General features: G+C 73.2%; 27 protein-coding genes. 16 read left to right on the top strand and 11 right to left on the bottom strand.

Annotation, left to right across the window (positions count from 1 at the left end):
• Positions 1 to 82: 82 nt before the first annotated feature.
• The 9 genes from ACA511_RS22000 to ACA511_RS21960 are packed head-to-tail and all read left to right on the top strand — an operon-like array spanning position 83 to position 5502.
• Entirely contained in the window at positions 83 to 781 is a 699-nt protein-coding gene (locus tag ACA511_RS22000) for a hypothetical protein (protein ID WP_375026387.1), read from the top strand.
• On the top strand, positions 778 to 1308 hold the full coding sequence (locus ACA511_RS21995; RefSeq protein WP_375026385.1) for a MauE/DoxX family redox-associated membrane protein: 531 nt from the start codon (positions 778 to 780) through the stop codon (positions 1306 to 1308). The genes ACA511_RS22000 and ACA511_RS21995 overlap by 4 nt, the downstream gene beginning before the upstream one ends.
• Positions 1305 to 1769 (top strand): hypothetical protein, encoded by a 465-nt coding sequence (locus ACA511_RS21990; RefSeq protein ID WP_375026384.1) that lies wholly within the window; start codon positions 1305 to 1307, stop codon positions 1767 to 1769. Before ACA511_RS21995 ends, ACA511_RS21990 begins: the two co-directional genes overlap by 4 nt.
• Entirely contained in the window at positions 1766 to 2320 is a 555-nt protein-coding gene (locus ACA511_RS21985; RefSeq protein WP_375026383.1) for a hypothetical protein, read from the top strand. The genes ACA511_RS21990 and ACA511_RS21985 overlap by 4 nt, the downstream gene beginning before the upstream one ends.
• Positions 2308 to 2475 carry a hypothetical protein gene (locus ACA511_RS21980; protein ID WP_375026382.1) on the top strand — a complete coding sequence of 56 codons (168 nt, stop codon included), beginning with the start codon at positions 2308 to 2310 and terminating at the stop codon, positions 2473 to 2475. The genes ACA511_RS21985 and ACA511_RS21980 overlap by 13 nt, the downstream gene beginning before the upstream one ends.
• An 18-nt stretch (positions 2476 to 2493) precedes the next feature.
• Positions 2494 to 3048 carry a hypothetical protein gene (locus tag ACA511_RS21975; protein WP_375026381.1) on the top strand — a complete coding sequence of 185 codons (555 nt, stop codon included), beginning with the start codon at positions 2494 to 2496 and terminating at the stop codon, positions 3046 to 3048.
• A gap of 55 nt (positions 3049 to 3103) precedes the next feature.
• The gene (locus tag ACA511_RS21970; RefSeq protein WP_375026379.1) at positions 3104 to 3403 is read left to right on the top strand and encodes a DUF6412 domain-containing protein; all 300 of its coding nucleotides are present in this window, start codon (positions 3104 to 3106) and stop codon (positions 3401 to 3403) included.
• Positions 3404 to 3451: 48 nt separating this feature from the next.
• Positions 3452 to 4141 carry a YidC/Oxa1 family membrane protein insertase gene (locus ACA511_RS21965; RefSeq protein ID WP_375026378.1) on the top strand — a complete coding sequence of 230 codons (690 nt, stop codon included), beginning with the start codon at positions 3452 to 3454 and terminating at the stop codon, positions 4139 to 4141.
• Positions 4142 to 4197: 56 nt separating this feature from the next.
• Entirely contained in the window at positions 4198 to 5502 is a 1305-nt protein-coding gene (locus ACA511_RS21960; RefSeq protein WP_375026376.1) for a cytochrome P450, read from the top strand.
• Between the two features lie 64 nt (positions 5503 to 5566).
• Here ACA511_RS21960 and valS read toward each other — a convergent pair whose 3' ends face one another.
• The gene (gene valS, locus ACA511_RS21955) at positions 5567 to 8092 is read right to left on the bottom strand and encodes a valine--tRNA ligase (RefSeq protein ID WP_375026375.1); all 2526 of its coding nucleotides are present in this window, start codon (positions 8090 to 8092) and stop codon (positions 5567 to 5569) included.
• Between the two features lie 127 nt (positions 8093 to 8219).
• Here valS and ACA511_RS21950 point away from each other — a divergent pair, with 127 nt between their 5' ends.
• Positions 8220 to 8507, top strand: a complete 288-nt coding sequence (locus tag ACA511_RS21950; protein ID WP_375026374.1) for a DUF4235 domain-containing protein — start codon at positions 8220 to 8222, stop codon at positions 8505 to 8507.
• A 49-nt stretch (positions 8508 to 8556) separates the two neighbouring features.
• Here ACA511_RS21950 and ACA511_RS21945 read toward each other — a convergent pair whose 3' ends face one another.
• Together ACA511_RS21945 and ACA511_RS21940 are read right to left on the bottom strand one after the other, a co-directional pair.
• Positions 8557 to 9381: a hypothetical protein gene (locus ACA511_RS21945; RefSeq protein WP_375026373.1), complete on the bottom strand. Its 825-nt coding sequence runs from the start codon at positions 9379 to 9381 to the stop codon at positions 8557 to 8559.
• Between the two features lie 17 nt (positions 9382 to 9398).
• Entirely contained in the window at positions 9399 to 9695 is a 297-nt protein-coding gene (locus tag ACA511_RS21940) for a DUF4193 domain-containing protein (RefSeq protein WP_375026372.1), read from the bottom strand.
• Between the two features lie 519 nt (positions 9696 to 10214).
• Here ACA511_RS21940 and ACA511_RS21935 point away from each other — a divergent pair.
• Positions 10215 to 11879, top strand: a complete 1665-nt coding sequence (locus ACA511_RS21935) for a serine/threonine-protein kinase (RefSeq protein WP_375026370.1) — start codon at positions 10215 to 10217, stop codon at positions 11877 to 11879.
• Positions 11880 to 11978: 99 nt separating this feature from the next.
• Here ACA511_RS21935 and ACA511_RS21930 read toward each other — a convergent pair whose 3' ends face one another.
• Together ACA511_RS21930 and ACA511_RS21925 are read right to left on the bottom strand one after the other, a co-directional pair.
• A complete protein-coding gene (locus ACA511_RS21930; RefSeq protein WP_375026939.1) occupies positions 11979 to 13229 on the bottom strand; it encodes a sensor histidine kinase in 1251 nt (416 codons plus the stop codon).
• Positions 13230 to 13327: 98 nt separating this feature from the next.
• A complete protein-coding gene (locus tag ACA511_RS21925) occupies positions 13328 to 13981 on the bottom strand; it encodes a response regulator transcription factor (protein ID WP_375026369.1) in 654 nt (217 codons plus the stop codon).
• Positions 13982 to 14191: 210 nt separating this feature from the next.
• On the opposite strand from ACA511_RS21925, the gene ACA511_RS21920 reads away from it, so the two are divergent.
• On the top strand, positions 14192 to 14368 hold the full coding sequence (locus tag ACA511_RS21920; protein ID WP_375026368.1) for a hypothetical protein: 177 nt from the start codon (positions 14192 to 14194) through the stop codon (positions 14366 to 14368).
• Between the two features lie 56 nt (positions 14369 to 14424).
• On the opposite strand, the gene ACA511_RS21915 is transcribed toward ACA511_RS21920, so the two are convergent.
• Genes ACA511_RS21915 through ACA511_RS21905 form a run of 3 tightly spaced genes read right to left on the bottom strand, consistent with a single transcriptional unit; the run spans position 14425 to position 17458 of the window.
• On the bottom strand, positions 14425 to 15234 hold the full coding sequence (locus tag ACA511_RS21915; protein WP_375026366.1) for an inositol monophosphatase family protein: 810 nt from the start codon (positions 15232 to 15234) through the stop codon (positions 14425 to 14427).
• Positions 15231 to 16139, bottom strand: a complete 909-nt coding sequence (locus tag ACA511_RS21910; RefSeq protein WP_375026365.1) for a ferrochelatase — start codon at positions 16137 to 16139, stop codon at positions 15231 to 15233. The genes ACA511_RS21915 and ACA511_RS21910 overlap by 4 nt, the downstream gene beginning before the upstream one ends.
• A 41-nt stretch (positions 16140 to 16180) precedes the next feature.
• Entirely contained in the window at positions 16181 to 17458 is a 1278-nt protein-coding gene (locus tag ACA511_RS21905; protein WP_375026364.1) for a lytic transglycosylase domain-containing protein, read from the bottom strand.
• Between the two features lie 148 nt (positions 17459 to 17606).
• Between ACA511_RS21905 and ACA511_RS21900 the strand changes: the two genes are divergently transcribed.
• Positions 17607 to 18917, top strand: a complete 1311-nt coding sequence (locus ACA511_RS21900) for a D-arabinono-1,4-lactone oxidase (RefSeq protein WP_375026362.1) — start codon at positions 17607 to 17609, stop codon at positions 18915 to 18917.
• A 15-nt stretch (positions 18918 to 18932) separates the two neighbouring features.
• Here ACA511_RS21900 and ACA511_RS21895 read toward each other — a convergent pair whose 3' ends face one another.
• Complete coding sequence (locus ACA511_RS21895) at positions 18933 to 19859, bottom strand: hypothetical protein (RefSeq protein ID WP_375026361.1); 927 nt, start codon at positions 19857 to 19859, stop codon at positions 18933 to 18935.
• A 468-nt stretch (positions 19860 to 20327) separates the two neighbouring features.
• Between ACA511_RS21895 and sepH the strand changes: the two genes are divergently transcribed.
• Positions 20328 to 22547 carry a septation protein SepH gene (gene sepH, locus ACA511_RS21890; RefSeq protein ID WP_375026360.1) on the top strand — a complete coding sequence of 740 codons (2220 nt, stop codon included), beginning with the start codon at positions 20328 to 20330 and terminating at the stop codon, positions 22545 to 22547.
• Here the strand turns inward: sepH and ACA511_RS21885 are convergent.
• Together ACA511_RS21885 and ACA511_RS21880 are read right to left on the bottom strand one after the other, a co-directional pair.
• Entirely contained in the window at positions 22519 to 23946 is a 1428-nt protein-coding gene (locus ACA511_RS21885; protein ID WP_375026358.1) for a PH domain-containing protein, read from the bottom strand. The two genes, sepH and ACA511_RS21885, sit on opposite strands and share 29 nt — an antisense overlap.
• Positions 23943 to 24503: a PH domain-containing protein gene (locus ACA511_RS21880; protein WP_375026357.1), complete on the bottom strand. Its 561-nt coding sequence runs from the start codon at positions 24501 to 24503 to the stop codon at positions 23943 to 23945. The genes ACA511_RS21885 and ACA511_RS21880 overlap by 4 nt, the downstream gene beginning before the upstream one ends.
• Before the next feature lie 258 nt (positions 24504 to 24761).
• Between ACA511_RS21880 and ACA511_RS21875 the strand changes: the two genes are divergently transcribed.
• Together ACA511_RS21875 and ACA511_RS21870 are read left to right on the top strand one after the other, a co-directional pair.
• Complete coding sequence (locus ACA511_RS21875) at positions 24762 to 25754, top strand: ATP-binding cassette domain-containing protein (protein WP_375026355.1); 993 nt, start codon at positions 24762 to 24764, stop codon at positions 25752 to 25754.
• A complete protein-coding gene (locus tag ACA511_RS21870) occupies positions 25751 to 26560 on the top strand; it encodes an ABC transporter permease (protein ID WP_375026353.1) in 810 nt (269 codons plus the stop codon). Before ACA511_RS21875 ends, ACA511_RS21870 begins: the two co-directional genes overlap by 4 nt.
• The last annotated feature ends 109 nt before the right edge of the window (positions 26561 to 26669 follow it).

Raw genomic sequence — 26669 nt, 5'->3', positions numbered from 1 at the left:
CCAGGGGGCGGCTTACGCGTAGCGTCACGTCTGTTACCCGCGGTGCTTATGTGGGAATTGCGTCCCGCAGGAAGGGTGCGGCATGGGTTCACCGGAAGGCGACGTCACCCACCGGTCGCTGGACGGCGTGCGAGTGCGCCTCACCGGCGCGCACGATCTCGGGCGGCCGTGCACGTCGGTCGCGCGGATCGCCGAGCGCGGCCGGCTCCACGAGATCTCCAGCGGGACCCGCTCGGACGCGCTGGCCTGGGCCGAGGACATCGGCGTCGACCGCTTCGAGGAGGAGTTCCGCATCCAGGGCGGACGGCTGCGGGTCGGCCGGACGGCGACCCGCGACCGCGACACCGGAACCAGCGACCCCGTCCTCGCCGCCGTGTGGGAGGGCCGCCGGCACGCGGTGTTCACGCACCTCTACCACGGGCGGCCGGCGGACGCCGTGGCGTTCTTCGACACCGTCCGGCTGACCGAGCACGAGGACGGGATCACCGCCGCGCCGCGCGGCCGGGCCCGCCGTCCCGAGCCGGCCGAGATGGTCAAGGAGGTCCCGGGGCTCGGGCTCCTGGAGATCACCGCGCTGAACGCGCGGACGCGCAGGCGGCTGCCGTCGTGGCGCGGCGCATCGGTCGCGGGCGGCGAGCTCTTCCAGGACACCGTGGAGGGCCAGGGGCCCTACTTCCTGCTGGCCCTGAAGTCGCTGCTGGTGACCGTCCTGCCGGAGGAGGACCGGGTGCGCGAGGTCCCGCGGCGGCTCGCCGGGCTGGCGGTCGAGGCGATCCGGTGACCGCGCTGCTCGCCGGGATCGCCGCGGTCACGGTCCCGCTCGTCCTGCTGGCCTCGGTGTCCGGCCAGCTCAGGCGCCCCCGCGCGCTGGCCGCCGCGCTGCGCGCGCAGCGCGTGTTCCCGCGCCGCCTCGCCGGCGCCCTCGCGGCCACGGTGATCGTCGCGGAGGCCGCGGCGGGCGCGGGCGGCGCGGTGGCGCTGCTGCTCTGGCTGGACGGGCCCATGCGCGCGGCCTCCGGGGCGGCCGCCGCCCTGCTGGCCGTCTACGCGCTCTACGGGACGTACGTGTCCCGCACCCGGCGGGGCGTCCCCTGCGGGTGCGCGGGCGACGGCACGCCGATGACCGGCTGGGTCGCCGGACGGGCCGGCGCACTCGCGGTGCTCGCCCTCACCGGCGCGCTGCACGGCCTGCCCGCCGGTCCGACCGCATACGAGATGTCCATCGCCGTCGCGGCGGGTCTGGGGTTCGCGGTGATCCTCTGGACGCTCCCCCGCGCACTGCTCACGGAGAGGAGGGCAACCGGATGAGCTTCCAGAACAGCGCGCTGCTGCTGTCGTGGGTCGCGATCCTGCTGCTCGCCCTGGTCGTCGCCGGTCTCGTCCGGCAGGTCCACGCGCTGGGCCGGGGCGCGCCCGCGACGGCCGGGCTCGGCCCGGCGCCCGGCACGCCCGCGCCCGGCTTCGACCGCCTCGGGCCGGGCCTGCTGCTCTTCCTGGACCGCGACTGCGGCGTCTGCACCGACGTGCTGGCCGCCGCGGGCGAACTCGACCGGCCGCTGCACGCGATCTTCGCGGGGCCGCCGCCGGAGGACGGGACGCCGCCCGGCGTGACCGTGCTGACCGGCGAGCAGGACGGCCTGTTCGCCGGCTACCGCGTCCCCGCCACCCCGTTCGCCGTGCTCGTCGACGCCGACGGACGGGTGCGGGCGGCGCAGCCCGTGGGCTCGCCCGAGGCCCTCCGCGAGCTGACCCTGGAGGCGGTCCGATGATCGAGCTCGACGACGTCCCGCCGCTGCGCGGGCCGCGCCCCGCCGGGGCCCGGCGCGCCCGGCGGCGCCCCGTCCCGGCGGACGAGCCGAGGTTCCGGCCGGTGCGGCGCAGCGTCCTCACCGGTCTCGCCGCCGCCGGGGCCACCGCCGGGCTGAAGGCGCTCGGCGTCTTCCCGCCCGCGCGGGAGGCCCTCGCCTCCGGCTTCCAGCTGGTGGGCTACTACGACATCTATCCGCGCTGCCCCTCCTACGCGGCCAACCACAACTGCTCCCCGGGCTGCGGGCCGAGCTACGTGTGCAGTTGGTGCTGCCGGACGAGCGGCAAGTACAAGGGCTTCCACAAGTCGGGCGTCTCCAACCCGGGCTGGTACAAGCTGCGGCCCAGCCAGTGCTACAGCGGCGGCTACGACGGATGGCTCTGGGCGTACACCAAGAGCTGCGGCAAGTGCGAGAAGGGCGTCACCTGGCGCTGCCACGACGGCTGGAAGAAGTCCAAGAAGGGCAACTGGTACAAGACCATCTGCCGCAAGGCGACGGCGTGCAAGAACTGACGGCCGGGCGGGCGCGGCGCGGCCTGACCGACCCGCTCCTGCCCGTCGCCGCCCTCGCCCTGCTCGCGGTCTCGGCCGCCGCCCTGGACGCCGCCGTCCTGTGCTGGTCGTCCATCGGCGCCCTCGCCGGCTTCGCGCTGTCGGGCAGTGTTTGAACGCGCAACAGCGAATCCGTGCTGTTCTCGCCAGGTTGGCGGGCCCCCGTACGGCAGGGCGAGGTCCTGGCCGTCTTCACCTCCGGGCTGCTGCTCGGAGGCGCCCTGAGCGGCGCGGTGATCTGGCTGCTGTCCGGCCTCTCCGCACCGCTCCCGCCGTGGGCCCGGACGTCCGCCGTCCTGGCCGTGGCCGCGCTCGGCGCCGCCCGCGAGTCCGGCCTCGTCTCCCTCCCCCTCCCGCAGAACGCCCGCCAGATCCCCCCGGACGTGCTCCAGGCCCATCTGCGCAGGGGCACCCTCCAGTTCGGTTTCGAACTGGGCACCGGCGTCCGCACCTACGTCCCGTCCACGGCCCCCTACGTCCTCGCCCTTGCCCTCCTCTTCGTCCATGAGGGCCTCCCGCTCGTCCTTCTCACCGGCGCCGCCTTCGGCCTGGGCCGCGCCCTGAGCGCACTCCTCACCTACATGGCCCGAGACGACCACCGGGACGCCGCCATCACCATCCGGATGCCTCCCATAAAGACCATCACGGCTCTCACGTCGCTTTCCGCCCTGGCCCTCCTGCTTCTCTGACGTCCCCGGCAGGTGGCAGACTGAGGGCGCCCGGCCCCCCAAGGAAGGTTCGTCCGTGTTCTGGTCGCTGGCGGTGTTCCTCGTGTTGCGGGGCTTCGCCGTGGGCGAGTGGACCGGGTCGGCGCCCGGGCAATCGGTGCTGGTGACGCTGGGCGCGCTGACCGTGGCGGGGCTGCTGGTGCTGGCGGCGGTACGCCTCGGGGCGGTACGCCGGGGGCGGGCCGCCGCGCTGGCGCGGGTGCGGACGACGCTGAGAGAACGGACGATGCGCACGGCGTTCCTGCCGCAGCGCGACCCCGACGCGGCGGGACGCCCCCGTCCGAGAGCACCCGGAACGGAGATCGCGGCCGCCTGAGCGCGGCCGGGACGCATCCGACCTCTTCTCGTTCCGGAAGGTTCTCTCATGTTCGATGTCCCTGTTTCGATCGCCGCCGCCCTGGTCACGGGGCTGGCGGAGTTCTTGCGGCCCGTCGCCGGCGACCTCGCGACGGCGCTGGCGATCGTCGTCTTCACCGCGGCCGTGCGGCTGGCGCTGGTCCCGCTGTCGGTGGCGGCGGCCAAGGGCGAGCGGGCGCGGACGCAGTTGATGCCCAAGGTGCAGGCCCTGCAGAAGCGGCACGCGAGGAATCCCGAGCGGCTCAAGCGGGAGATGGCGGCGCTCTACGAGGCGGAGGGGGCCTCGCCGGTCGCGGGATGCCTGCCGATGTTCGCGCAGGTGCCGTTCTTCATGGTCATGTACCGGCTGTTCGTGTCCGCCACCGTGGCGGGGCACCAGAACGCGCTGCTCGCGCACACGCTGCTCGCGGCGCCGCTGGGGCAGAACTGGATCGGGGTCCTCGGCGGGGGCCTGCTCGCGCCGCCCTCGCTGGTGTTCATCGGACTGTTCGTCCTGCTGGGCGCGGTGGCCGTGTGGTCGTCACGGCGGGTCTCGGCCGAGGGGCCGATGGGCGCGGTGGCGCGGGTGATGCCGTTCGGGACGGTCGTCTTCGCGGCGTTCGTGCCGCTGGCGGCGGGTCTGTACCTGCTGACGTCGGGGGCGTGGGCGGCGGCGGAGCGGGCCGTGCTGCGGCGGCGGATCGCGGCGGTCGGCTGATTCCCCTTGACGGCGTCACCGCTATCTCGGTTCGATAGAAACCGAACCAGATTCTGATGCGAGGACGGTGCGCGGTGACGACGACGGTGCCGGAGCCCGGCAAGCTGAGCGTGGCGGACCTGGCCTTCTGGTCCCTGCCGCCGGAGCGGCGGCTGGCCGAGTTCGCCGAGCTGCGGCGGCGCGAGCATCCGAGGTTCCTGCCGGAGCTGAAGCTGCCGTTCGTCAAGCAGGGCCCCGGCTTCTACGCGCTGGCCAGGCACGCCGACGTCGTCGAGGCCAGCCGCTCGCCGCAGATCTTCAGCAGCGAGCCGTGCTCCAACAGCATCGCCGACATGCCGCAGTACCTGGCCCGCTACTTCGGGTCGATGATCAACATGGACGACCCGCGGCACGCCAAGATCCGCAAGATCGTGTCGCGGGCGTTCACCCCGCGCGTCCTGGAGAAGATGGAGACCGACCTCCAGGCGGCCGCGACCCGGATCGTGGACGACCTGATCGCCAAGGGCTCCGCGGACTTCGTCACCGACGTCGCCGCGCGCCTCCCGCTCCAGGTCATCTGCGACATGATGGGCATCCCGGAGCGCGTCCGCCCGATGGTGTACGAGCGGACGAACATCATCCTCGGCCTCGGCGACCCCGAGTACAGCGGCGGCCGGGACTACACCCGCGACGGCATCACCCGCCTCGGCGCGCTGTACGGGCTGCTCAAGGTGATGGTCGCCGGGTACGAGCTGAACCACCTGGCGATGAAGCTGGCCCGCAAGCGGCGCCGGGACCCCGGGGACGACCTGGTGTCCGCGCTGATCTCCGCCGAGGTCGACGGGGAGCGGCTGACCGACCAGGAGATCGGCTCGTTCTTCATCCTGCTCGTGGTCGCCGGCAACGAGACGACGCGGAACGCGATGTCGCACGGCCTCAAGCTGTTCACCGACAACCCCGGGCAGCGCGCCCTGCTGCTGGAGGACTTCGACGCGCGCATGCCGGGCGCCGTCGAGGAGATCGTCCGGATGGCGACGCCGGTCATCCAGTTCCGCCGGACGCTGACCCGCGACCACCTGATGAACGGCCACCAGTACCGGGCGGGCGACAAGGTCCTGCTGTTCTACAACTCCGCCAACCGGGACGAGGCGGTCTTCGAGAACCCGGACGTCTTCGACATCACGCGCTCCCCCAACCCGCACGTCGGGTTCGGCGGCCCCGGCCCGCACTTCTGCCTCGGCGCGAACCTGGCCCGCCGCGAGATCACCGTGATGTTCCGCGAGCTGTTCACCCGGGTCCCCGGCATCCGCGCCACCGGGGAGCCCGACCGGCTCTTCTCCAGCTTCATCAACGGCATCAAGCACCTGCCCTGCACGTTCTGAGCAGGGCAGGCGCCTCAACTGCCTCGGACGACTCGGACGCCTCGGGGAACGGCGAGCGGGCGCGTCAGGGCGACGGCGCGAGGACGACGTCGACGGTCAGGTCGGCGGGCGCATCCTCCAGCGTCAGGTCGGCGATCCGTCCCGCCGCGGCCAGATCCGGCCGCGCGATGCGCGCCACCTCCGCGCCGCGGACGACGGCCCGCGACACGTCGGCGCGCATCGACGCCTTGGCGTCCGACTTGGCCTTGCGGACCTGGCGCAGCGCCTCGCCCGTCGCCGCGAGGACGGCCGGGTCGCCGCCGCCCGGGACTTCGGCGGCCGACGGCCACGACGCCGCGTGCACCGACCCGCGCCGCCACCACGACCAGACCTCCTCGGTCACGAACGGCAGGACGGGGGCGAACAGCCGCAGCAGCACCGACAGCGCCGTGCGCAGCGCGGCCCGCGCCGACTGCGCCTCCGGACCCTCCCCGTAGGCGCGGGCCTTGACCAGCTCCAGGTAGTCGTCGCAGAACTCCCAGAAGAACCGCTCGGTGCGCTCCAGGGCCCGCGTGTAGTCGTAGCCCTCGAACGCCTCCGTCGCGTCGTGGACGACCCCGGACAGCGCCGCCAGCATCGCCCGGTCGAGCGGCTCGGTGACGGAGGCGTCCGCCTCGACCTCGCCGAGGCCCAGCACGAACTTGGACGCGTTGAGGATCTTGATGGCGAGGCGCCGGCCGACCTTGATCTGCCCGGTGTCGAACGCGGTGTCGGTGCCGGGGCGCCCGCTGGCCGCCCAGTAGCGGACGGCGTCGGACCCGTACTCGCGCAGCAGGTCGATCGGCGTGACGACGTTGCCCTTGGACTTCGACATCTTCTTGCGGTCGGGGTCGAGGATCCAGCCGGACAGCGCGGTCCCCCGCCACGGCAGCGAGCCGTGCTCCAGGTGCGCGCGGACGACCGTGGAGAACAGCCACGTCCGGATGATGTCGTGCGCCTGCGGCCGCAGGTCGTAGGGGAAGACGCGGCCGAACAGGTCGGCGTCGCGCTCCCAGCCGCCCGCGATCTGCGGGGTCAGCGACGAGGTGGCCCAGGTGTCCATCACGTCGGGGTCGCCGATGAAGCCGCCCGGCACGCCGCGCCGCTCCTCGGTGAAGCCCGGCGGGACGTCCGACGACGGGTCGACGGGCAGCGCGTCCTCGGCCGGGGTGATCGGCTCGTCGTAGCGCGGCTCCCCCGCGTCGTCCAGCGGGTACCAGACCGGGATCGGCACGCCGAAGAACCGCTGCCGGGAGATCAGCCAGTCGCCGTTCAGGCCCTCGACCCAGTTCTCGTAGCGGGCCCGCATGTAGCCGGGGTGCCACTCCAGCTCGCGCCCCCGCGCGAGCAGTTCCGCGCGGACGCCCTCGTCGCGGCCGCCGTTGCGGATGTACCACTGCCGGGTCGTGACGATCTCCAGGGGCTTGCTGCCCTTCTCGTAGAACTTCACCGGCCGGCTGATCTTGCGCGGTTCGCCGTCGAGGTCGCCGGACTCGCGCAGCATGCCGACGACGCGCTCCTTGGCGGAGAAGACCGTCTTGCCGGCCAGCTCCGCGTACGGGCCCGCCGCGACGCCCGCGGGCGGGTCGGCGACCAGGCGCCCGTCCCAGCCGACGATCGCGCGGGTCGGCAGGTTCAGCTCGCGCCACCAGGTGACGTCGGTGACGTCGCCGAACGTGCAGATCATCGCGATGCCGGAGCCCTTGCCGGGCTCGGCCAGCCGGTGCGCGAGGACCGGCACCTCCACGCCGAACAGCGGGGTGCGGACGGTCGTGCCGAACAGCTCCCGGTAGCGCTCGTCGTCGGGGTGCGCGACCAGCGCGACGCACGCGGGCAGCAGCTCCGGCCGCGTCGTCTCGATGTAGACGGGGCGCTCGTCGCCGTGGAACCGGATCCGGTGGAACGCGCCCGGCTGCTCGCGGTCCTCCAGCTCGGCCTGGGCGACGGCCGTGCGGAACGTGACGTCCCACAGCGTGGGCGCCTCGGAGATGTACGCCTCGCCGCGCGCCAGGTTGCGCAGGAACGCGCGCTGCGACGCCGTCCGGGACACGCTCCCGATGGTCGTGTAGAGGTGGTTCCAGTCGACGGACAGGCCGACCTGGCGCCACATCTCCTCGAACGCCTTCTCGTCGACCTCCGTGAGGCGCTCGCACAGCTCGATGAAGTTCCGCCGCGAGACCGGCAGCTGGCGCTTCGGGTCGGGTTTCGCCGGCGGCTCGAAGTCGGGGTCGTACGGAAGGGACGGGTCGCACCGGACGCCGAAATGGTTCTGCACGCGGCGCTCGGTCGGCAGGCCGTTATCGTCCCACCCCATCGGGTAGAAGACCGCGCGACCGCGCATGCGGTGGAACCGCGCGACGGTATCGGTGTGGGTATAGGAGAAGACGTGGCCGACGTGGAGGGACCCGCTGACGGTGGGCGGCGGGGTGTCGATGGAGTAGACCTCCCCGCGCGGCCGGGTGCGGTCGAAGCGGTAGACGCCCCCGTCCTCCCAGGCGCGTACCCACTTCTCCTCCAGGCCGTCCAGGGAGGGCTTCGGAGGGACGTGCGGAGTACGCGGCTGATCTGTCATGGGCCAATGGTATTGACATCGGCGCGGATCGCATGCCGATTGCCGGCGGCGACGCGGCGATCACCTCCGCCGCCGGGGGCGGACCGGTCCGGTAGCGTCGGAGGCGACAGACGAGTGGAGGACGAATATGGCGGATAAAGGCGACATCGGCTGGCGGGTGATGGCCGGCGCCGCGGCGTTCGCGGGCGGGTTCGTCGCGAAGAAGACGATCACGATGATCTGGAAGAAGAGCACCGGCAAGGAGCCGCCGACCAACCCCGAGTCGCCGGACGTCGACCTCGCCGAGGCCGTCGGGTGGGCCGTGGTGATGGGCGTCGGCATGGAGCTGGCCCGGCTGCTCGCCACCCGCGCCGTGGCGCACCAGTACGCGAAGGGCACCGGCCAGCTGCCGGCCCACCTCAAGGCCGAGGGCTGACGGCCGCGTCGCCGCGGCCGTCCGGCCCGGCCGGGGGGCTCCGGTCCGGCTAGGGCTCGATGCCGCGGCGGCGGCCGTGGCCGCCCGGGAGCGGGGGCGTGATCGCGGCGGCCTCGCGCAGGTCGTTGCGGACCTTCATCGCCAGGGCCTTGGTCGCGGAGCGGTTGAGGGCGGCGCCCGCGGCGGCCCCGGTGAGGAACGGTCCCATGGTGCTCATGGTGCGGCCGAACGTCCGCAGCATCCGCTTGCGCAGGGCCGACTTGGCGGCCGTGCCGAGGGCGCTGGTGAGCGACCCGGTCTCCAGGGGGTTGATGCCGCGCTGCCGGGCCCACGACGTGACGAACGCGGCGCCGCGCGTCGTGCCGGTGCCCTGGACGCGCACCCCGTACACCTCGTGCAGCTCGGCGATCATCTTGACCTCGATGGCCGCGACGACGAGCGTCTCGGCGGCGAGCTGGGCGGGCGCCGACAGCAGCAGCGGCGGGGCGGTGAACTGCACGGCGGCCAGCGCGCCGCCGGCCGCGCCGACGGCGGTCGTGCCGTTGCCCGCCGTCTTGACGAGCCGGTCGGCGAGCGCCTCGCCCATCAGCCCGTGGTGGTGCGCCTGCAATGTCGCGAGGTCGCGGATCGGGATGTGCGGCGCGGCCTCGACGAGCAGGTCGGCCAGCCACCTGCCGCGCCCGATCCCCGCGGCCCCCACCTTGCGGGCGCTCTGGCCGAGCAGTCTGGCCAGTCGTCCGAGCAGGCGGCCGCGGGTCTCGCGGTCCATGTCCTCGTCGGCGGTGAGCCGTCCGATCAGCTCACCGAGCTCCGTGGAGCCGCCGCCGTGCGCCGGCTCCACCTCGTCATGCCGTTTCTCGATCTCTCCCGACACCCTGCGGCCACTCCCGGTCAGGCGGCGCATTCACGGCAGACCGGCTGGCCGTTCTTCTCTCCGGCCAGCTGGCTGCGGTGGTGCACCAGGAAGCAGCGCGTGCAGGTGAACTCGTCGGCCTGGCGCGGAACCACCCGGAAGGTGAGCTCCTCGTTCGACAGGTCGGCCCCGGGCAGCTCGGCCACCTCGCCGGCGTCCAGGTCCTCGTCGATGATGCTGGCGGCCTTGTCGGCCCGCCGGGCCTGGAGCTCCTGGAGGCTGTCCTCGCTGAGATCGTCGTCGGTCTTGCGTGGGCTGTCGTAGTCGGTCGCCATCTTCTATCTCCATCCCCCTCAGTGCTTTATGCGCCCCGTCGCGCGGATCTAACGCTCAAGGGACCGTTCTTGTGCCCGATCCGGGCGGGAAATTCTGTCACGGTTGGTGACCTGCGACACACAAGGCGCGACCGTTCCCACGAGTGACAGCAGTCACCCGGATCTTTCCTCGTGCTGTGTCTTCCGTCACATACCCGGCGGGTGCCGACGGCCTGGTTCCGGGGCCGGGGGCACCTGCCGGAGTTCCCGCGGCGGCGGGATCATATCGGTCCCGGCGGCGTTGCGCGCGCCGTCCGGCCCCGTGTTGCGGGACGGCCCGACCCGGTCGCCGGAACAGCGAACCAGACTGATCGGTGAAACGTCTGAACTAACGCGATATCGTGCCCGCCTGAAGGTTGGGGGCGGGCCCCCTGCGGAGGTTCGGTTCACCCGGCGGCTCGGTTCGGCCGCCGGGACGGGGCCCGCGGTGGGTCCGGCGCACAATGTCGCGGACATCACTGCGGGTCAATGGAGGGTCAGATGCCGGATGCCGCTCCGCTGGAGCCAGGCGATCCTAGGGCACTCGGACAGTACGAGGTCATCGGACGGCTGGGCGCCGGGGGTCAGGGCGCCGTCTTCCTGGGCAGAGCGCCCGGGGGCGAGTACGTCGCGGTCAAGCTGCTGCACGCGCAGATGGCCAACGATCCGGCCGCACGCGCCCGGTTCACCCGCGAGGTGAGTGCGGCGCAGAAGGTCGAGCCCTTCTGCACGGCGCGGGTGTTCGAGGCCGACGTCCACGGCGACCAGCCGTACGTCGTCAGCGAGTTCATCGACGGGCCGTCCCTGCACGACGTGGTCGCGCACGACGGGCCGCGCAGCGCCGTCGAGCTGGAACGGCTCGCGATCGGCACGGCGACCGCCCTCGCGGCGATCCACGAGGCCGGGATCGTGCACCGCGACTTCAAGCCGAACAACGTGATGCTGGCCTCCGACGGCCCGCGCGTCGTCGACTTCGGCATCGCCCGGACGGTCAACTCGCAGGAGAGCGCGGTCACCGCGACCGGCATGGTGGTCGGCACGCCCGGCTACCTCGCGCCCGAGCAGCTGACCGGCGCGCCGCTCACCCCGGCCGTCGACATCTTCGCCTGGGGCGCGACCATGGTGTTCGCCGCCACCGGGCAGTCGCCGTTCGAGGCCGACACGCTGCCGGTCATCATCAACCGGATCCTCAACGAGGAGCCGGACCTGTCGGCGCTGCCGGCGGGCCCGCTGCGCGACCTGATCGGGCGCTGCCTGTCCAAGGACGCGGGCCTGCGCCCGCCCGCCCCGCAGCTGCTGCTGAACCTGCTCGGCGCCGTCGGCGCCGCGCCCGCCGGCCAGTCGGCCGGGCAGGAGGAGCTGCTCAACCAGGGCACCCGGATCGCCTCGCAGCTTCCGCCGCCGCCCCCGGTCCCGCCCGCGCCGCAGCACCGGCCGCAGCCGCAGATCACCCCGCCGCCGATGCCGATGCACCAGGGCGCGATGGCGGGCCCGCCGCCGCAGCAGCAGCCGATCACGCCGCCGCCCATGCCGATGTACCAGGGCGCGCCCACGCCTCCCCCGCCGCCGCAGCCCCGGATGCCGATGCAGCAGCCGATGCCGCCGGGGCCGGGCTACGGGCCGCCGCCGAAGCAGTCCAGCTCCGCCGGGCCGATCATCGCGATCGGCTGCGGCGCGCTGGCGCTGATCGTGATCCTGGTGGTCGTGGTGCTGGCGATCATCGGCGCCAACAGCGACGACGATCCGGAACCGTACGACCTGCCGACGCCCACGCGGACCTACACGCCGCCGACCGAGATCCCGACGCCGCGCGCGACGGGCGGCCTGGTGGGCAACTTCACCGGCGACGGGAGCCAGCCGGGCGCCGGTTCGGGGAACACCGAGTTCGAGGTCAAGTTCTCCCTGATCTACACGACCGGCGTGGCGACGTACACGTACCCGTCCGGCACGCACGACAAGTGCTACACGCGCCTGGCGCTGCTGTCCTCGGAGGACGACAAGGTCGAGTACCGGGAGACCCCGATGGCGGGGATGGACCCCAAGCAGTGCGCCGCGGGGTACGTCACGTTCATCCCGTCCTCGTCCGGCACCTCGATGCGGTGGGAGTGGCGGCAGACCCAGACCGCGACCAGCCCCTCCGCGTACGGGACCGTGTCGAAGTCCTGACCCGCGCGGAGTGACCCGCGCGGAGTGACCAGTACCGGCGAGAGAACGCCCTGACCGGCCGCCATGGCCGGGCAGGGCGTTCCGCGTTCCGGGGGCCCGTCAGCCGGGCGGGAGCCGGACGGTGACGATCAGCCCGCCGCCGGGGCGGGGCGCGGCGTAGACGGCGCCCCGGTGCGCCAGCACCACCGAGCGGACGATCGACAGGCCGAGGCCCGCGCCCTTGGACGACTCGACCCGGTCGGCGTTCAGCCGCCGGAACGGCTCGAACAGCCGCTCCACCTCATAGGCGGGCACCACGGGCCCGGTGTTCTCGACCTGGACGGTGGCGTAGCCCTCCAGCATCCCGGTCCGGACCCACAGCTCGCCGCCCTCCGCCTCGTTGTGCTTGACCGCGTTCTCCACGAGGTTGGACACCAGGTGCTCCAGCAGGACCGGGTCGCCGAGCGCCGTCCCCTGCGTCAGCTCCGGGTGGACGGCCACGTCGTTGTCGTGCTCGCGGCGGGCCGACTGCTCCAGGACCGTCGCCGCCACCTCGGCCATGTCGACCGGGGTGCGGGCGGTCAGTTCGCGCTCGCTGCGCGCGAGCAGCAGCAGCCCCTCGATGAGCCGCTCGTGCCGGGCGTTGGTGGCCAGCAGCGTCTTGCCGACGGTGCGCAGGTCGTCCGACACCTCGGGGTCGCCGAGCGCCACCTCCAGCAGCGTCCGGTTGATCGCGAGCGGAGTGCGCAGCTCGTGCGAGGCGTTCGCGACGAACCGGCGCTGGGAGTCGAACGCCTGGCCGAGGCGCTCCAGCATCGCGTCGAAGGTGTCGGCCAGCTCCTTGATCTCGTCGTCCGGGCCCTCCAGCGCGATGCGCTCGTGCAGCGTGCTCTCCGACAGCCGGCGCGCGGTCGTGGTGACCCGCTGCAGCGGGCTGAGCGCCCGGTCGGCGACGAACCAGCCGAGCACCAGGGTGATGACCCCCACCCCGCCGAGCGCGAGGAGCGACCGCCCGACCAGCTGCTTCATCGTCTGCTCGACGAACTGGCGCTGGAGCTCGGCGGCCTCGGCGTCGGAGATGCCGAGGCCGATCACCTTGACGTTGCCGAGGATGTTCGCCATCAGGAACGACATCACGAACAGCAGCAGCGCGCCCGCCATGAAGAACAGCAGCCCGTACAGCAGGGTGAGGCGCAGCCGGACGCTCATCCGGCCGGGCAGCGCCGCCAGCTCCGTGAACCCGCCGCCGTCGCCGCGCCACATGCCCTTCGCGGCCGGGGCCGGCTGCGGGAACTGCTGCGGGCCCGGCCGCCGCCACCGCCCGCCGCGCCGGCCGCCGTCGGCGCCGGGGACGGCCGTCGGCTGGGTGATCCAGGAGCCGGTGTCGTGCGCGGCGTTCGGACGGCCGTCGTCGGCGCCGGGGGGCGGCGCGGGCGCGCCCGGCTCGTCGGGGCCGGGCTGGGACGCGGTCACAGCCGGTACCCCACGCCGGGCACCGTCTCGATCACCGGCGGGTCGCCGAGCTTCTTGCGCAGCGTCATCATCGTGACCCGGACGACGTTGGTGAACGGGTCGATGTGCTCGTCCCACGCCTTCTCCAGCAGGTGCTCGGAGCTGACGACGGCGCCGTCCGCGCTGAGCAGCACCTCCAGGACCGCGAACTCCTTGCGGGTCAGCTCGACCGGGCGGCCGTCCCGGGCGACCTCGCGGCGGGCCGGGTCGAGGGTGATCCCGGCGCGCTCCAGGACGGGCGGCAGCGGCGCGGCGGCGCGCCGGCCGAGGGCCCGCACCCGGGCGATCAGCTCGGCGAACGCGAACGGCTTGGCGAGGTAGTCGTCGGCGCCGATCGACAGGCCCTCGACCCGGTCGTCCAGCTCGCCCGCCGCGGTGAGCATGATGATGCGGGCCGGGTAGCGCTGCGCGACGAGCTGCTTGCAGACGTCGTCGCCGTGGATCCTGGGCAGGTCGCGGTCGAGCACGATCACGTCGTACTCGTTGACGCCGGCCCGCTCCAGCGCGCCCGCGCCGTCGTAGGCCACGTCCACGGCCAGCGTCTCCCGGCGCAGGCCGGTGGCGATCGCGTCGGCGAGCACGCGCTCGTCCTCGACGACTAGTACACGCACGGGGTCCCCCTCCTGGTCGGGGCGCGAACCGGCCCCGGGGCCTCCAGATATGCCACGGGCGCCGTAAGACGCCCGTAAACACGCGTTCAGCTCGGCGTACGCCGGGGCGTGACCTCGCGGACGCAAGAATCCGCGAAAATTGCATCCGCGAACAGGTTTGCTTTCAGCTTAGGTCTGGGTAAGGCATGGAAACGATCCGGGAGGAGGCCCATGGGCGAGTTGTCACGCATGATCCAGCAGCGACTCGATGACGCGTACGCGTCGCTGCGCAGCGCCCACGCAGAGGGAGACACCTACCTGGCGGACATCCGTCAGGAGGAGATCAGCGAGCTGCGCCGGATCGCAGCGAACAACGACATCGGCGTCGAACCACCCCGCTGCGACTGATCCCGCATTCTCACGCACGACCTCGCAGGAGCCCGGGACGGCCCGTCGTCCCGGGCTCAGTCGCGTACGGGGTCCAGCGGGGCCAGAAGGGCGTGCAGGGCCTCGAACGTGCCCGGCCCGGCGGCGATGGTCAGCTCCGGGCTCGCGGGCGCTCCGTGCAGCCCCTCGACGCGTCCGCCCGCCTCCTGGACGATCAGGGCCCCGGCCGCGACGTCCCACGCCTGGACGCCGCGCTCGTAGTACGCGTCGACCCGTCCGGCCGCGAGGGAGCACAGGTCCACGCAGCAGGAGCCGCCGCGCCGGATGTCGCGGACGTTCGGCAGCACGCCGGTGAGGATCCGCGCCTGCGCGGCGCGGCGCGCCGCGTCGTAGCCGAACCCGGTCGCGACCAGCGCCGTCCCGAGCGGCACCCGCGCGTTCACGCGGAGCTCGCGCGTGCCGGACGCGGTGTGCAGCAGGGCGCCGCCGCCCCGCACCGCCGTGTACGACTCGCCGCGGCGCGGCATCTCCACGGCGCCGGCGACGGCCTCGCCGTCCACCTCGGCGGCGATGCTGACCGCCCAGTCGGGCAGGTCGTAGAGGTAGTTGACGGTGCCGTCGATCGGGTCGACGACCCACCGGACGCCGCTGTCCCCGGCGCGGGTGCCGCCCTCCTCGCCGAGGAACGCGTCGCCGGGGCGGGCCGCCCGGATCCGCTCGATGATCAGCTGCTCGGCGGCGCGGTCCATCTGGGTGACGACGTCGGTCGGGGACGACTTGGTCTGCACGACGTCCGGGCCGTCCGCGGGACGCTTGTCGACCAGCATCCGGCCGGCCTCGCGCGCGGTCTCGGCGGCGAGTTCCAGCAGATCGGCGGCCAGGCTCATGCGGGTTCTCCCAGGAGGTGGCGGGGCAGGGCGGCGAAGCGCGGGTCGGCGCCGGGCGTGGCGGCGCGGGCGAACGGGAGCCCCAGTTCGGCGGCCCGCCCGGCGGCCTCCACGTCGAGGTCGTACTTGACCTCCATGTGGTCGGAGACGAACCCGATGGGCACGACCGCGACGCCGGTGACGCCCTCGCCGTGCAGCTTCTCCAGGTGGTCGGTGATCTGCGGCTCCAGCCACGGCTGGCTCGGCGGCCCGCTCCGGCTCTGGTAGACGAGGTCCCACGGGTTCCCGGGGGCGGCCCTATCGGCGACCGTCCGCGCCGCCTGCTCCAGCTCGGCGACGTACAGCTCACGGTTGGGCTGCGACAGGGGAACGCTGTGCGCGGTGAAGACCAGGCGCGCCCCTTCCGGGAGGCGGCTGAGCGCGTCCTTGGCGGCGTCCACGAACGGCTCGATGAAGCCCGGCCTGTCGCAGTACACGGGGAGCTTGTCGATCTCAGGGGCGCCCGGGACCTCTTCGCGCGCGCGCGCGATGTCGTTGAGGTACTGGTCGTTGGTGGAGAAGCCGCTGTAGGCGGACGTCACGAACGCGGCGGCATGCCGGATCCCGTCGGCCTTCATCTGCCGGACGGTGTCGGCGAGGTAAGGAGTCCAGTTGCGGTTGCCCCAGTAGACCGGGAGGTCCACGCCGTGGGCCGCGAAGTCGCCTTCGATCCGGGCCTTGAGGTCCCGGCACAACTGGTTGATCGGGCTGACCCCGCCGAACAGGTGGTAGTGCTCCCCCACCTGTTCCAGGCGTTCCCTGGGGATGTTGCGGCCGCGGGTCACGTTCTCCAGGAACGGGATCACGTCCTCGGGCCCCTCCGGCCCCCCGAAGGACAGCAGAAGCAACGCGTCGTACGCCGTCATGCCTCCATCCAACCAGCCCGTACCGGATGCCGGGCTCGGGGTCACTCGTACCGGGCCGCGTACGACTTGGCCAGGTTGAGGACCTTCTGGACGTACCAGTCGGCATGGTTGTAGTGCCACACCGCGTTGTAGAGCTGCTTGCCGCCGCGTCCAGCGCCGTTCGCGCACAGGTACTTGGCCGCGCCCGGGATGGCGTCGAAGGGGTTCATGATGTCGGCCTTGCCGTCGCCGTCGCCGTCCACCCCGTACGCCTTCCACGTCGCGGGCATGAACTGCATCGGGCCGAGCGCGCCCGCGCTGGACCGGCCGGCGTTGCGGCCGTGGTCGCTCTCCACCTGGCCGATCGCGGCGAGGACCGTCCAGGACAGCCCCGGGCACGTGGTGGCCGCCTTCTTGTACAGGTCCAGGTAGCTCGCCGAGCGGCCGCCGCCGCCGGACGACTCGTACTTGCGCTCGTGCAGGTTGAGCACGTTCGTGCCGGGCCCGAGCACCTTGCCGACGGCCTTGACGACCTTGCCGGGGCTCACCCCGGGCGCGTTGACCAGGACCGCCACGTTCGGGACGAGCCCCATCTCGTCGCCGGAGTCCTTGCTGACGAGCATGTCGATGCCGGGCAGGCCGAGGGGGCCGGAGCCGCCCATCGTGAGCTTCGGCATCGTCCGCCCCACCACCGGATACTGGTAGCCCCTGGTGAGCTGCAGCTGCTCGGCGGCCGCCGGCGACACGACGAACCGGTTCGCGGCCAGCCCCTCCCACAGCTCGGTCTTCTTCGCCGTTCCGGGCGGCGTCCAGGACCGGAACGACGAGGGGTCCACGGCGAACACGTTCACCTGGCGGCCCTGGAGCTGGACGGCCCCGCCCGCGACCGCCGTCACGTCCTTGACCCGGCTCAGCTTCGCGATCCGCCTGATCTTGGCGGCGGAGATCGAACTGCCGCCGACGGCGAGCACGTCCGGCGGCACCACCCGCTGCAGCGGCGCCACCCGGCCGCCGGTGGCCACGTTGACCGGGTCGCCGGCCCCGGTCGCGGCCGGGGCGCTCGGCGGCGGCTCGTTGGGCGTGCCGGACGCGGCCGGGTCCGCCTTATCGCTGGTCAGCGCCGCGTACACGCCGCCGGAGGTGCTGGCGACGGTGAGGACGGCGATGCCGCCGATGAGGAACGGCAGCGCCCGGCCGCCGCGCCTCGGCCGCGCGCCGCCGCCGCGCGGATCGCGCCGCTTCTTCTCCGGCCTGGGTCTCGGCGGGCGGGCGCCGGGCGCCTCACCATCGCCGGACGCTCCCGCGACGGGGCCGGTGCGTGATGCTGATGGAGAAGCCACAACATTTCCCAACGAGTCTCGCTACAGACGGTTACCCAGCCGTGGTTACCGGATCGTACGTTATCGCCGGTTCCCGGATCATCCCCCGTCCCGACCCGGATTAAAACGTGAACTTTCCTCACGATCTATAGCCGAGTAGAGTCACCGCATGCCCCCCGAGAACCCCCGAACGTGGCAGAACTGGGCGGGAAACCAGCTGGCCACACCGCAACGCGCCGTGACGCCGCGCACCGCCGACGAGGTGGCCGCGGCGGTGCGGTCCGCCGCCGGCGACGGCCTCACCGTCCGCATGATCGGCACAGGACACTCCTTCACCGGCGCGGCCGTCGCCGAGGGAGTCCTGCTGCGCCCCACGGCCCTCGACGCGGTGCGGTCGGTCGACACCGCCACCGGGCTCGTCACCGTCGAAGCCGGGCTTCCGCTGCACGTGCTCAACCGCGTGCTGGACGAACACGGTCTCGCGCTGGCCAACATGGGCGACATCCAAGAGCAGACCGTCGCCGGCGCACTCCAGACCGCCACGCACGGCACCGGCCGGGACGCCGCCGGGCTCGTCTCCCAGGTCGCCGCGCTCGAACTCGTCCTCGCGGACGGCTCCACCGTGACGTGCTCGCGCGAAGAGCGCCCCGACCTGTTCGACGCCGCCCGCGCCGGTCTCGGCGCACTCGGCATCGTCACGGCCATCACCTGGCAGGCCGTCCCGTCCTTCCTCCTGCGCGCGCAGGAGGAGCCGATGAAGTGGGACGAGGTGCTCGCGCGCGTGGACGAGTTCGACGCCGCCAACGAGCACTTCGAGTTCTACTGGTTCCCGCACACCGAGGGGTGCCTGACCAAGCGCAACAACCGCGTCGAGGGTCCCGCGGAGCCGGTCTCCAAGTTCAGGTACTGGCTGGACGACCAGTTCCTGTCCAACACCGTGTTCGGCGCCGTCAACAGGGTCACGCACCTGGCCCCCGCGACGACGCCCTTCGTGAACGGCATCTCCGCCAAGGCGCTCGGGGCGCGCACCTACAGCGACACGTCCTACAGGATCTTCACCAGCCCGCGGACGGTCCGCTTCAAAGAGCAGGAGTACGCGATCCCGCGCGAGGACCTCGTCCCGGCGCTGCGCGAGCTCCGCTCCCTCTTCGCCAAGCGCGACTGGCGGATCAGCTTCCCCATCGAGGTCCGGCTGCTGCCGCAGGAGGACGCCTGGCTGTCGATGGCCCACGGGCGCAAGAGCGCGTTCATCGCCGTGCACGTCTACCACCGCGACCCCCACGAGGACTACTTCCGCGGCGTCGAGGAACTGCTGACCTCGCTCGGCGGCCGTCCGCACTGGGGCAAGCTCCACACGCGCGACGCGTCCTACCTGGAGAAGGTCTACCCCAGGTTCGACGACTTCCGTGCCCTGCGCGACGAACTGGACCCCGAGCGCCGCTTCGCCAACCCGTACACGAACCAGGTCTTCGGCGACTAGCCGTACTGGCCGTTACTAGCCGGCGGGGGTCTGCGGGACGTCCGCGCCCTGGCCGCCGTCCTGCGGGTTCTCCGTCGGCGCCGGTGTGCTCGGAGCCGTCGGCGCCGAGGTCGTCGGCGGCTCCTGGGTGGGCTGCTCGGTCGGCCGCCCCGTGGACGGGTCCGTCGGCTGGGCCGGCGGGGTGGTCGGCTCCGTCGGCGGGACCTCTCCCGTCGGCTCCTGGCTCGGCGTGCCGCCGGGCTCGGACGGGCTCTCGGACGGGCTCCGCGTCGGGGCGTCGTCCGGCCGGCCGCCGCCCCCGCCGCCCAGCACGTTCGTGACGGTCAGCCCGCGGTCGCTCCGGCCGATGGGCTGGCCGGTGGACGCCTCGATCACCGTGATCCCGGCGATCACGACGGCGAACACCGTCGCCGACGCGATCGTCAGCTTCACCCAGTGCGCCCTGGCCCACTCGACCGTGCTGCGCCACGCCGTCCTGCGGACGACCTCGCGCACGGCGTCCTCGCCCGCCTCGCCGGCGAGCGCGCCGGCGACCGCCGCCACCGGGTCCAGGCGCGTCGCGTTCGGGTCGCCGCCCGGATCGAGCCGGGTGGCGTTCGGGTCACCGCCGAACGGCGGGTCGAAGCGCGTCGCGCCCGGGTCCCCCGACCACACGGCCGTGCGGGTCGGGTCGGCGCTCCTCGCCTCGTCCGCCGCCTCCTCGGCCGCGGTCCGCCGCCGCACCGCCGACTGCAGGTGCGTCAGCTCCTTGATCTGGTCCCGGCCCTGGTCGAGGTAGTGCTTGCCCACCGCCGACCCGGCCGTCGAGATCACGCTCATCAGGGCCGCCCCGATGATCGTCCCGTACACGCCCAGGTAGGACGCCCCGAAAGCGGCGACCGCCGTCGCCAAGGCACTCGCGATCAGCTGCGTCGTGCTCAGATCCGGCAGCTTGCGCGGCATGATCCCGTCTACTCCCGTCCGTCGCCGGCCTCCAGCCCACCCGCCGCCAACCGGACGACGAGCTTCACTCGGCTCTAACCCACACGAACGGAAACTAACTGGAAGATCGAGGTGTTCCAGCCCAAGACGTGACTCTCGCAACGTCCGGCGACTGGCAGCCGACCCGCCCGTCAGGCACAGTGTGGAAAAGGATGCACAAGATTCAGGCATGCCGCCCCCTCGCCGCCCACGTCACCGGCAAGCTAGGTCAGGTGCCCTCTTCGACCTCGTGAAGGGGGCTTCGAGAGCGGCGATGTTCGGACATGCCGGGTACGGTGCTGGCAGCAGGTGTGTCCGAAAGAGAGACTCGGGAACCCGGGGGAAAGGGCACGCATGCGCCCTCGGTGGGCATCGGGCGGCCGACCGTGAGAGCACGGTCGCGCGGTCCGGCGTCCTCCGTGCCATCAAGACAGGGCAGGAAGGACACGCATGCAGGAGCTGCGCCTCGTCGCGGTCAGCGAGGACGGTACGTACCTCGTCCTGGCCACCGCGGGCCGAGGCACCCGGTTCACCCTGCCCGTCGACGACCGGCTCCGCGCCGCGGTCCGTGGGCACTTCTCCCGCCTCGGCCAGTTCGAGATCGAAGTGGAGAGTCCCTTGCGCCCCAAGGAGATCCAGGCCCGCATCCGGTCCGGTGAGACCGCCGAGGAGATCGCCGAGTCGGCGGGCATCCCGGTCGAGCGCGTCCGCTGGTTCGAGGGACCGGTCCTGCAGGAACGCGAGTACATGGCCCAGCAGGCGCAGCGCGTCACCGTCCGCCGGCCGGGCGAGTCCACCCCGGGCCCGCCGCTCGGCGAGACCGTCGAGGAGCGCCTCGGCCGCGGCGGCGTCGACCTGGAAGAGGTCGAGTGGGACGCCTGGAAGTGCGAGGACAACACCTGGCGCGTCCGGCTGTCCTTCTTCGAGGGCGGCCGCCCGCACGCCGCCGAATGGACCTTCGAGCCGCGCCGCCGGCACGTGTCCCCGCTGGACGAGGTCGCCGCGCGCCTCACGTCCGTCGAATGGGACGACGACGACGCGCTGTCCGACACCGTCACCCCGCTGGTCCCGCGCCGCCCCGCGATGAAGGTCGTCGGCGGCGACCGCGACGTCCGTGGCGACCGCGACGTCCGCGGCGACCGCGGCGACCGCGGCCTTCCCGGCGAACCCGAGCAGCACGGGCCGTCCGGTCCGCTGCGCGCCGCCGAGCCGCGCGAGTACATCATCGAGCGCGGCCGCATGGTCGACCCGCGCCCGCAGTTCCGCGAGACGTCCGAGGCCACTCCCCTGCGCGAGGCCGCCCGCCCCGGCGAGCCGTCCCAGCGCCGCGACCACGCGCCGCAGGCGGCCGGCGCCGCCCGCCCGCGCGACGAGGACGAGTTCGCCGAGGCACGGCACGAAGCGGCCGGACCGGGCGGCGCCGCTCAACCCGGCGACGAGAGCGCGTCCGCCCCCGCCGGCCTGCACGACGCGTCACAGCCGTCCGGCACCAGCCGTCCCCGCGACGGACGCGACCGCGGCGAACCCCGCGAGACCGCACGCCGCGAATCCGCCGCGTCCGCCGGAGCGCAGGCCCAGAGCACCGCCCGCCCGCGCGACGAGCGCGACCGCGAAGAGCCCCGCGAGGCCGCCGCCGAGCCGCGGGTCCAGGGCGGCACCCGCTCGCGCGACGAACGCGAACTCCGCGAATCCCCTGAGGGCGCGCGGCGCGAATCCGCCGCGTCCACTGAGGCGCAGGCGCAGAGCACTTCCCGCCCGCGCGACGAGCGCGACCTCGGCGAACCCCGCGAGGCCGCCGCCGCCGAGCCGCAGGCGCAGGGCGCCGCCCGTCCACTCGATGAGCAGGGGGCTCGCGAAGACGTGCGGCGCGAGTCCGCCGCGTCCGGTGAGACGCGGGTGCGGGGCGGCTCGCGGCCGGGCGACGAGCGGGAGGCGCGCTGGAGCGAGTCCGACGTGGCCGACCGTCACGAGGCCCCGCGCGGCGAGCGCGAAGCGCCCCGGGCCCGCGACGAGGACGCGGCCGGTGCGGTGCGGCAGAGCGCGAGCACGGCCGTCGAGCCCGGCGAGGAGCGTGACGATCTCGGCGAGCGCGACGAGCCGAGCGCCGTCCGGGCGGCCGAGGTCGCGGAGCCGCGCGAGGCGTCGCGGGCGCCCAGCGCCCGCGACACGCGGGACGACGAGCGCGACGCGCAGGACGAGTACGACGCGCAGCACGAGCGCGACAGGCAGGACGCGCGGGACGAGTACGACGCGCAGGATGAGCGCGACGCGCAAGACGCGCGCGACGAGCGCAACAAGCGCGGTGACGCGCCCGAGGTGCTCGACGAGGCCGCGTCGGCTCCGGTCGAGGAGACGGCCGAGGAGTCCGAGGAGGCGTCGCGTGGCGCGGCCGCATCCGAGGGGCCCGAGGAGCCGGAGGCGGGCGGGCCCGCGCCGGTGAAGAAGCCCCCGGCGCCGCGGCAGCCCGCGCGGACGCCGGCCAAGAAGAAGCCGGCGAGCCGTCCCACCATGCCCGCCGCCCAGGACAAGCCGGCCACCGGGTCGCCCGCCGCCGCCGCGAGCGGCGAGAGCGCGGCGCAGCGGCCGGCGCGGCGCCGGAAGCCCAAGGGCAAGCGCGCGTCCGTCCCGTCCTGGGACGAGATCATGTTCGGCGCGCGCCGCCCCGAGTAGGCGGCGGGGCGGCCAGGAACGGGGTCACCCACTCGGGGGTGATGGCGGCGGCCAGGGCCACGGCGTCCGCCTCCCGCATGTCGGCCGAGGAGTAGCCGCCGTCGCCCGCGCCGACGGCGGCGAAGAGGGTGGCGAGGCCGAGGCGGCGCTGGAACAGGGTGCGGCGGACGCGCCACCCGACGACGGCGCTGTGCTCGACGACGACCTGCCGGCGGCGCAGCGACCCCGACCGGACGGTGAGGCGCTCCCCGTCGGTGGCGTGGCCGAGCTGGCGATAGCGGTCCAGGCCGAGCGGGACGGCGAGGACGGCCAGCACCGCGCACAGGACGGCGACCCACGGCTGGCCCGCGAGCACGGCGAGCACGGCGACGCCGGCCGGGGGCGCGACCGCGCGGACGACGCGGCGGCTCCGCGCGGCGGGCGGATGCGCGAGCAGCGGGCCGGGGACGTTGCCGACGACGCGGGCGGCGAGCGACTCGGCGACCGGGCGGGGCGCCGCGGGCAGCAGCCTTCCCCGGTGGGCGGCGTCCCCGAGGCCGGTGATGAGGGCGCCGAGGCGGGTCACGCCGGCGAGCCGCTCGAACGGGTTGTCGGTGAGCTCGACTCCGCGCAGCCGGCGGCGTTCGAGGGAGACGCTGCGGCGGGTGACCAGGCCGCGCTCGGCGACGACGGAGCCGTCCCGCTCGTGGACGGTGAAGTCCCAGTTGAAGAGGGTGAAGGCGATCACCGACATGACCGGCATCGCGACCAGCACCAGGATGATCAGCGCGAGGACGAGGGCGGTGGACAGGCCGACCACGTCGTGGCCGAAGTTCTCCACGCGCTCCCGGGTGATGAGGCCCAGGTCGTCCCCGAGGTTGTAGAGGGTGCCGAGCACGCTGCCCGCCACCGCGAACGGGGTCAGCAGGTAGGCGCCGCTGAGCGGGGCGTACACGTACCAGCGGCGCCGCATGCGGGCGAGGACGCGGCGGGGCGGCGCCTGGGCGTCCCGGGCCAGCAGGACGCGGCGGAGCCGCTCGGCCTCCTGCCGGGAGACCGCGTTCAGCTCGCCCTCGCCGCCGTCCGCCCCGGCGTCGATGTGCACGACCGCCAGCCCGAGCAGCCTGTGCGGGACGGACGCGCTGATGTCGACGCCGCGGATCCGGTCGCGCGGGATGCTCTTGACCGACCGTCCGATGAGCGCGCGGCGCAGCTCTATGCGGTCGTCGTGCAGGACGTACGTGAACGTCGCCCAGTTCGCGATGTGGAAGACCAGCCCGAAAGCGAGCCCGGCCAAGGTGAAGTAGAAGGCCGTGGACATGCCTCCGACGAGGAGGCCCGTAGCCCCGGCGGCGAGGAGCGCGACGAGTTCGCGGACGGCGCCGACGACGAACGTGAGCGGATGCAGCCGCACGTTCACGTCGCGTCGTCGCGGAGGTCGTGCGCGCGGTGCGCCAGGTCCTCGGCGAGGCGGGTCGCCACGTCCACGGGGAGGCCGGACACCTCGGACGAACCGGTATGGGAGGCCGTGTTGACCTCGATGGTGGCGAGCCCCAGCATCCGTTCGATCCACCCCTGTTTGCTGTCGACGGTCTGGATGCGTCCGACCGGCACGAGAAGCCACTCGCGGCTGAACCAGCCCGTGCGGGTGTAGACGACGTCGGCGCTGACCTCCCAGCGGTGGACGCGGAAGCGCCAGACGGGCGCGACGGTCACCATGAGCAGGCCCGCGCCGCCGATGAGGTAGGGCAGCCAGCCCACGCGGCCGGACAGCCAGCCGGGCAGGGCGTCCCAGTCGGAGTCGCCGACCCAGGCGGCCACGCCCAGGGCGAGCCCGAACGCGAGCCCCCACAGCAGCAGGTACTCGATCGCCCAGTGCGCGATGGCGCGGGGCGAGACCCTGTGTTCGGGCGGCCGCAGCCGCGGCGGGCGCGGCCCCCCGCCGTCCTCCTGGTGACCGCGCCGCACCGTCGTCACACCGCGAGTTTAGAACGCCGGAGGCGCCCTCCAGCCTCTTCCGGCACGGCGGACCGCCGCACGCGGCGGCACGATCGCGCCGCCCCCAGCGTTTTGTCAGTGGCGCGTGCGAGGTTGGACACTTCTCGCGCGACTGGCAGAGCTTGGCAGGGGCGGCGGAAAAAATCGAATGCACACCACCCCGGACAACGCATATTTTGGCTGGTCCCCCTCCCGCGGGGGCACAGACGTCCGGCGAACGGATCACCAGGAGATCACATGACCTACGCGATCCAGGCCGAGGGCCTGGAGAAGCGGTTCGGTGAGACCCAGGCGCTGGCCGGCGTCTCGCTCACCGCCGAGCCCGGAACGGTCCTCGGCGTGCTGGGGCCGAACGGCGCCGGCAAGACGACGATGACCCGCATCCTCGCCACACTGATCGAGCCGACCGCCGGCGACGCCCGGGTCGGCGGGTTCGACGTGGTGCGGGACGCGCACAAGGTGCGCCAGCTCATCGGCCTGACCGGGCAGTACGCCGGGGTCGACGAGATGCTGACCGGCACCGAGAACCTCGTGCTGATCGGGCGGCTGCTCGGCATCCCGCGCAGGGCGTCCAAGGCGCGCGCCGCCGAGCTCCTGGAGCGGTTCCAGCTCACCGACGCCGCCGAGCGCGCCGCGAAGACGTACTCGGGCGGGATGCGCCGCCGGCTCGACCTGGCGGCGAGCCTGGTCGGACGCCCGCAGATCCTCTTCCTGGACGAGCCGACCACCGGCCTCGACCCGCGCAGCCGCAACGGCCTGTGGGACATCGTCCGCGGCCTGACCGACGACGGCGTCACCGTCCTGCTCACCACGCAGTACCTGGAGGAGGCCGACCAGCTGGCCGACGACATCATCGTCATCGACCGCGGCGAGGCCATCGCGCACGGCACGTCCGACATGCTGAAATCCCAGGTCGGCGGCCAGGTGCTGGAGGTGCGCCCGGTCAAGGAGACCGACGGCGGCACCGTGGCGCGGATCGTCGGCGAGCTGGCGGACGCCGTCCCCGAGGTGCGCGACGGCCTGATCAGCGCGCCGATCACCGACCCGCAGCTCATGCCGGCGGTGGTCCGCCGCCTCGACGACGCGGGCGTCGCCGTGGGCGAGCTGTCGCTCCGCAAGTCCAGCCTGGACGAGGTGTTCTTCGCCCTCACCGGCCACCACACCGACGACATCGACGCCGAGGCCGGCGAGCTGGCCCAGTCCGCCGACAAGGAAGGGGCGTCGACATGACCACCGCGTCACTCGCGCCGGAGCACCTGTCCAAGCGGGTCGCCCCCGGCACGGCCGTGCGCAACACGGCCACCCTGGCCTGGCGCAACCTCGTCCAGATCAAGCACAACCCGATGGAACTGCTGGACCTGTCCATCCAGCCCATCATGTTCGTGCTGCTGTTCGCCTACGTGTTCGGCCCGCCGATGGAGGGCAGCGTTGAGGCCTACCTGCCCGTCGTGATCCCCGGGATCATCGCGCAGAACGCCCTGTTCGCCGGGATGAGCACCGGTTTCGGGCTGAACACCGACATCACCAAGGGCGTGTTCGACCGGTTCCGGAGCCTGCCGATCGCCCGCAGCGCCCCGCTCGCCGGGCGGATCATCGCGGACACCGTCAAGCAGGCGTGGTCGATGGTGATCCTGCTGCTGGTCGGCTTCGCCATCGGCTTCCGGGTCGAGACGAACGTGCTCGCGCTGGTCACTGCGTTCCTGCTCCTGCTGACCTTCGCGGTCCTGTTCTCCTGGACGTCGGTCTACATCGCGATGAAGGTCAACGAGCCGGAGAAGGTGCAGATCTTCGGGTTCGTGGTGATCTTCCCGCTGAGCTTCCTCAGCACCGCGTTCATCAAGTCGACCGAGGGCATACCCGGCCCGGTGGCGTACGTCATGGACAACAGCCCGGTGACGCACCTGGTCGAGGCCATGCGCGGTCTCCTGGTGGGCGGCCCCGTCCTCGAACACTCCTTGATCGCCCTGGCCTGGGGCGTCGGCATCTCCCTGGTCTTCGCCCCGCTCTCCCTCCAAGCCTTCAAGAAGCGCGCGTGATCGTGCGGGGGCGCCCCTCGGAACGCTGACCCCGAGCCGTCCGATCCCCGCCGCGGTGCTCATCGCGGCGGGGACGGCGCGGGAGGCGGCGCGGAGACGGCGAAGAGGC

Source organism: Actinomadura sp. GTD37 (genome assembly GCF_041951365.1).
In the GTDB taxonomy this organism is placed as follows: domain Bacteria; phylum Actinomycetota; class Actinomycetes; order Streptosporangiales; family Streptosporangiaceae; genus Spirillospora.
This window is presented reverse-complemented; position numbering and strand designations above follow the sequence as displayed.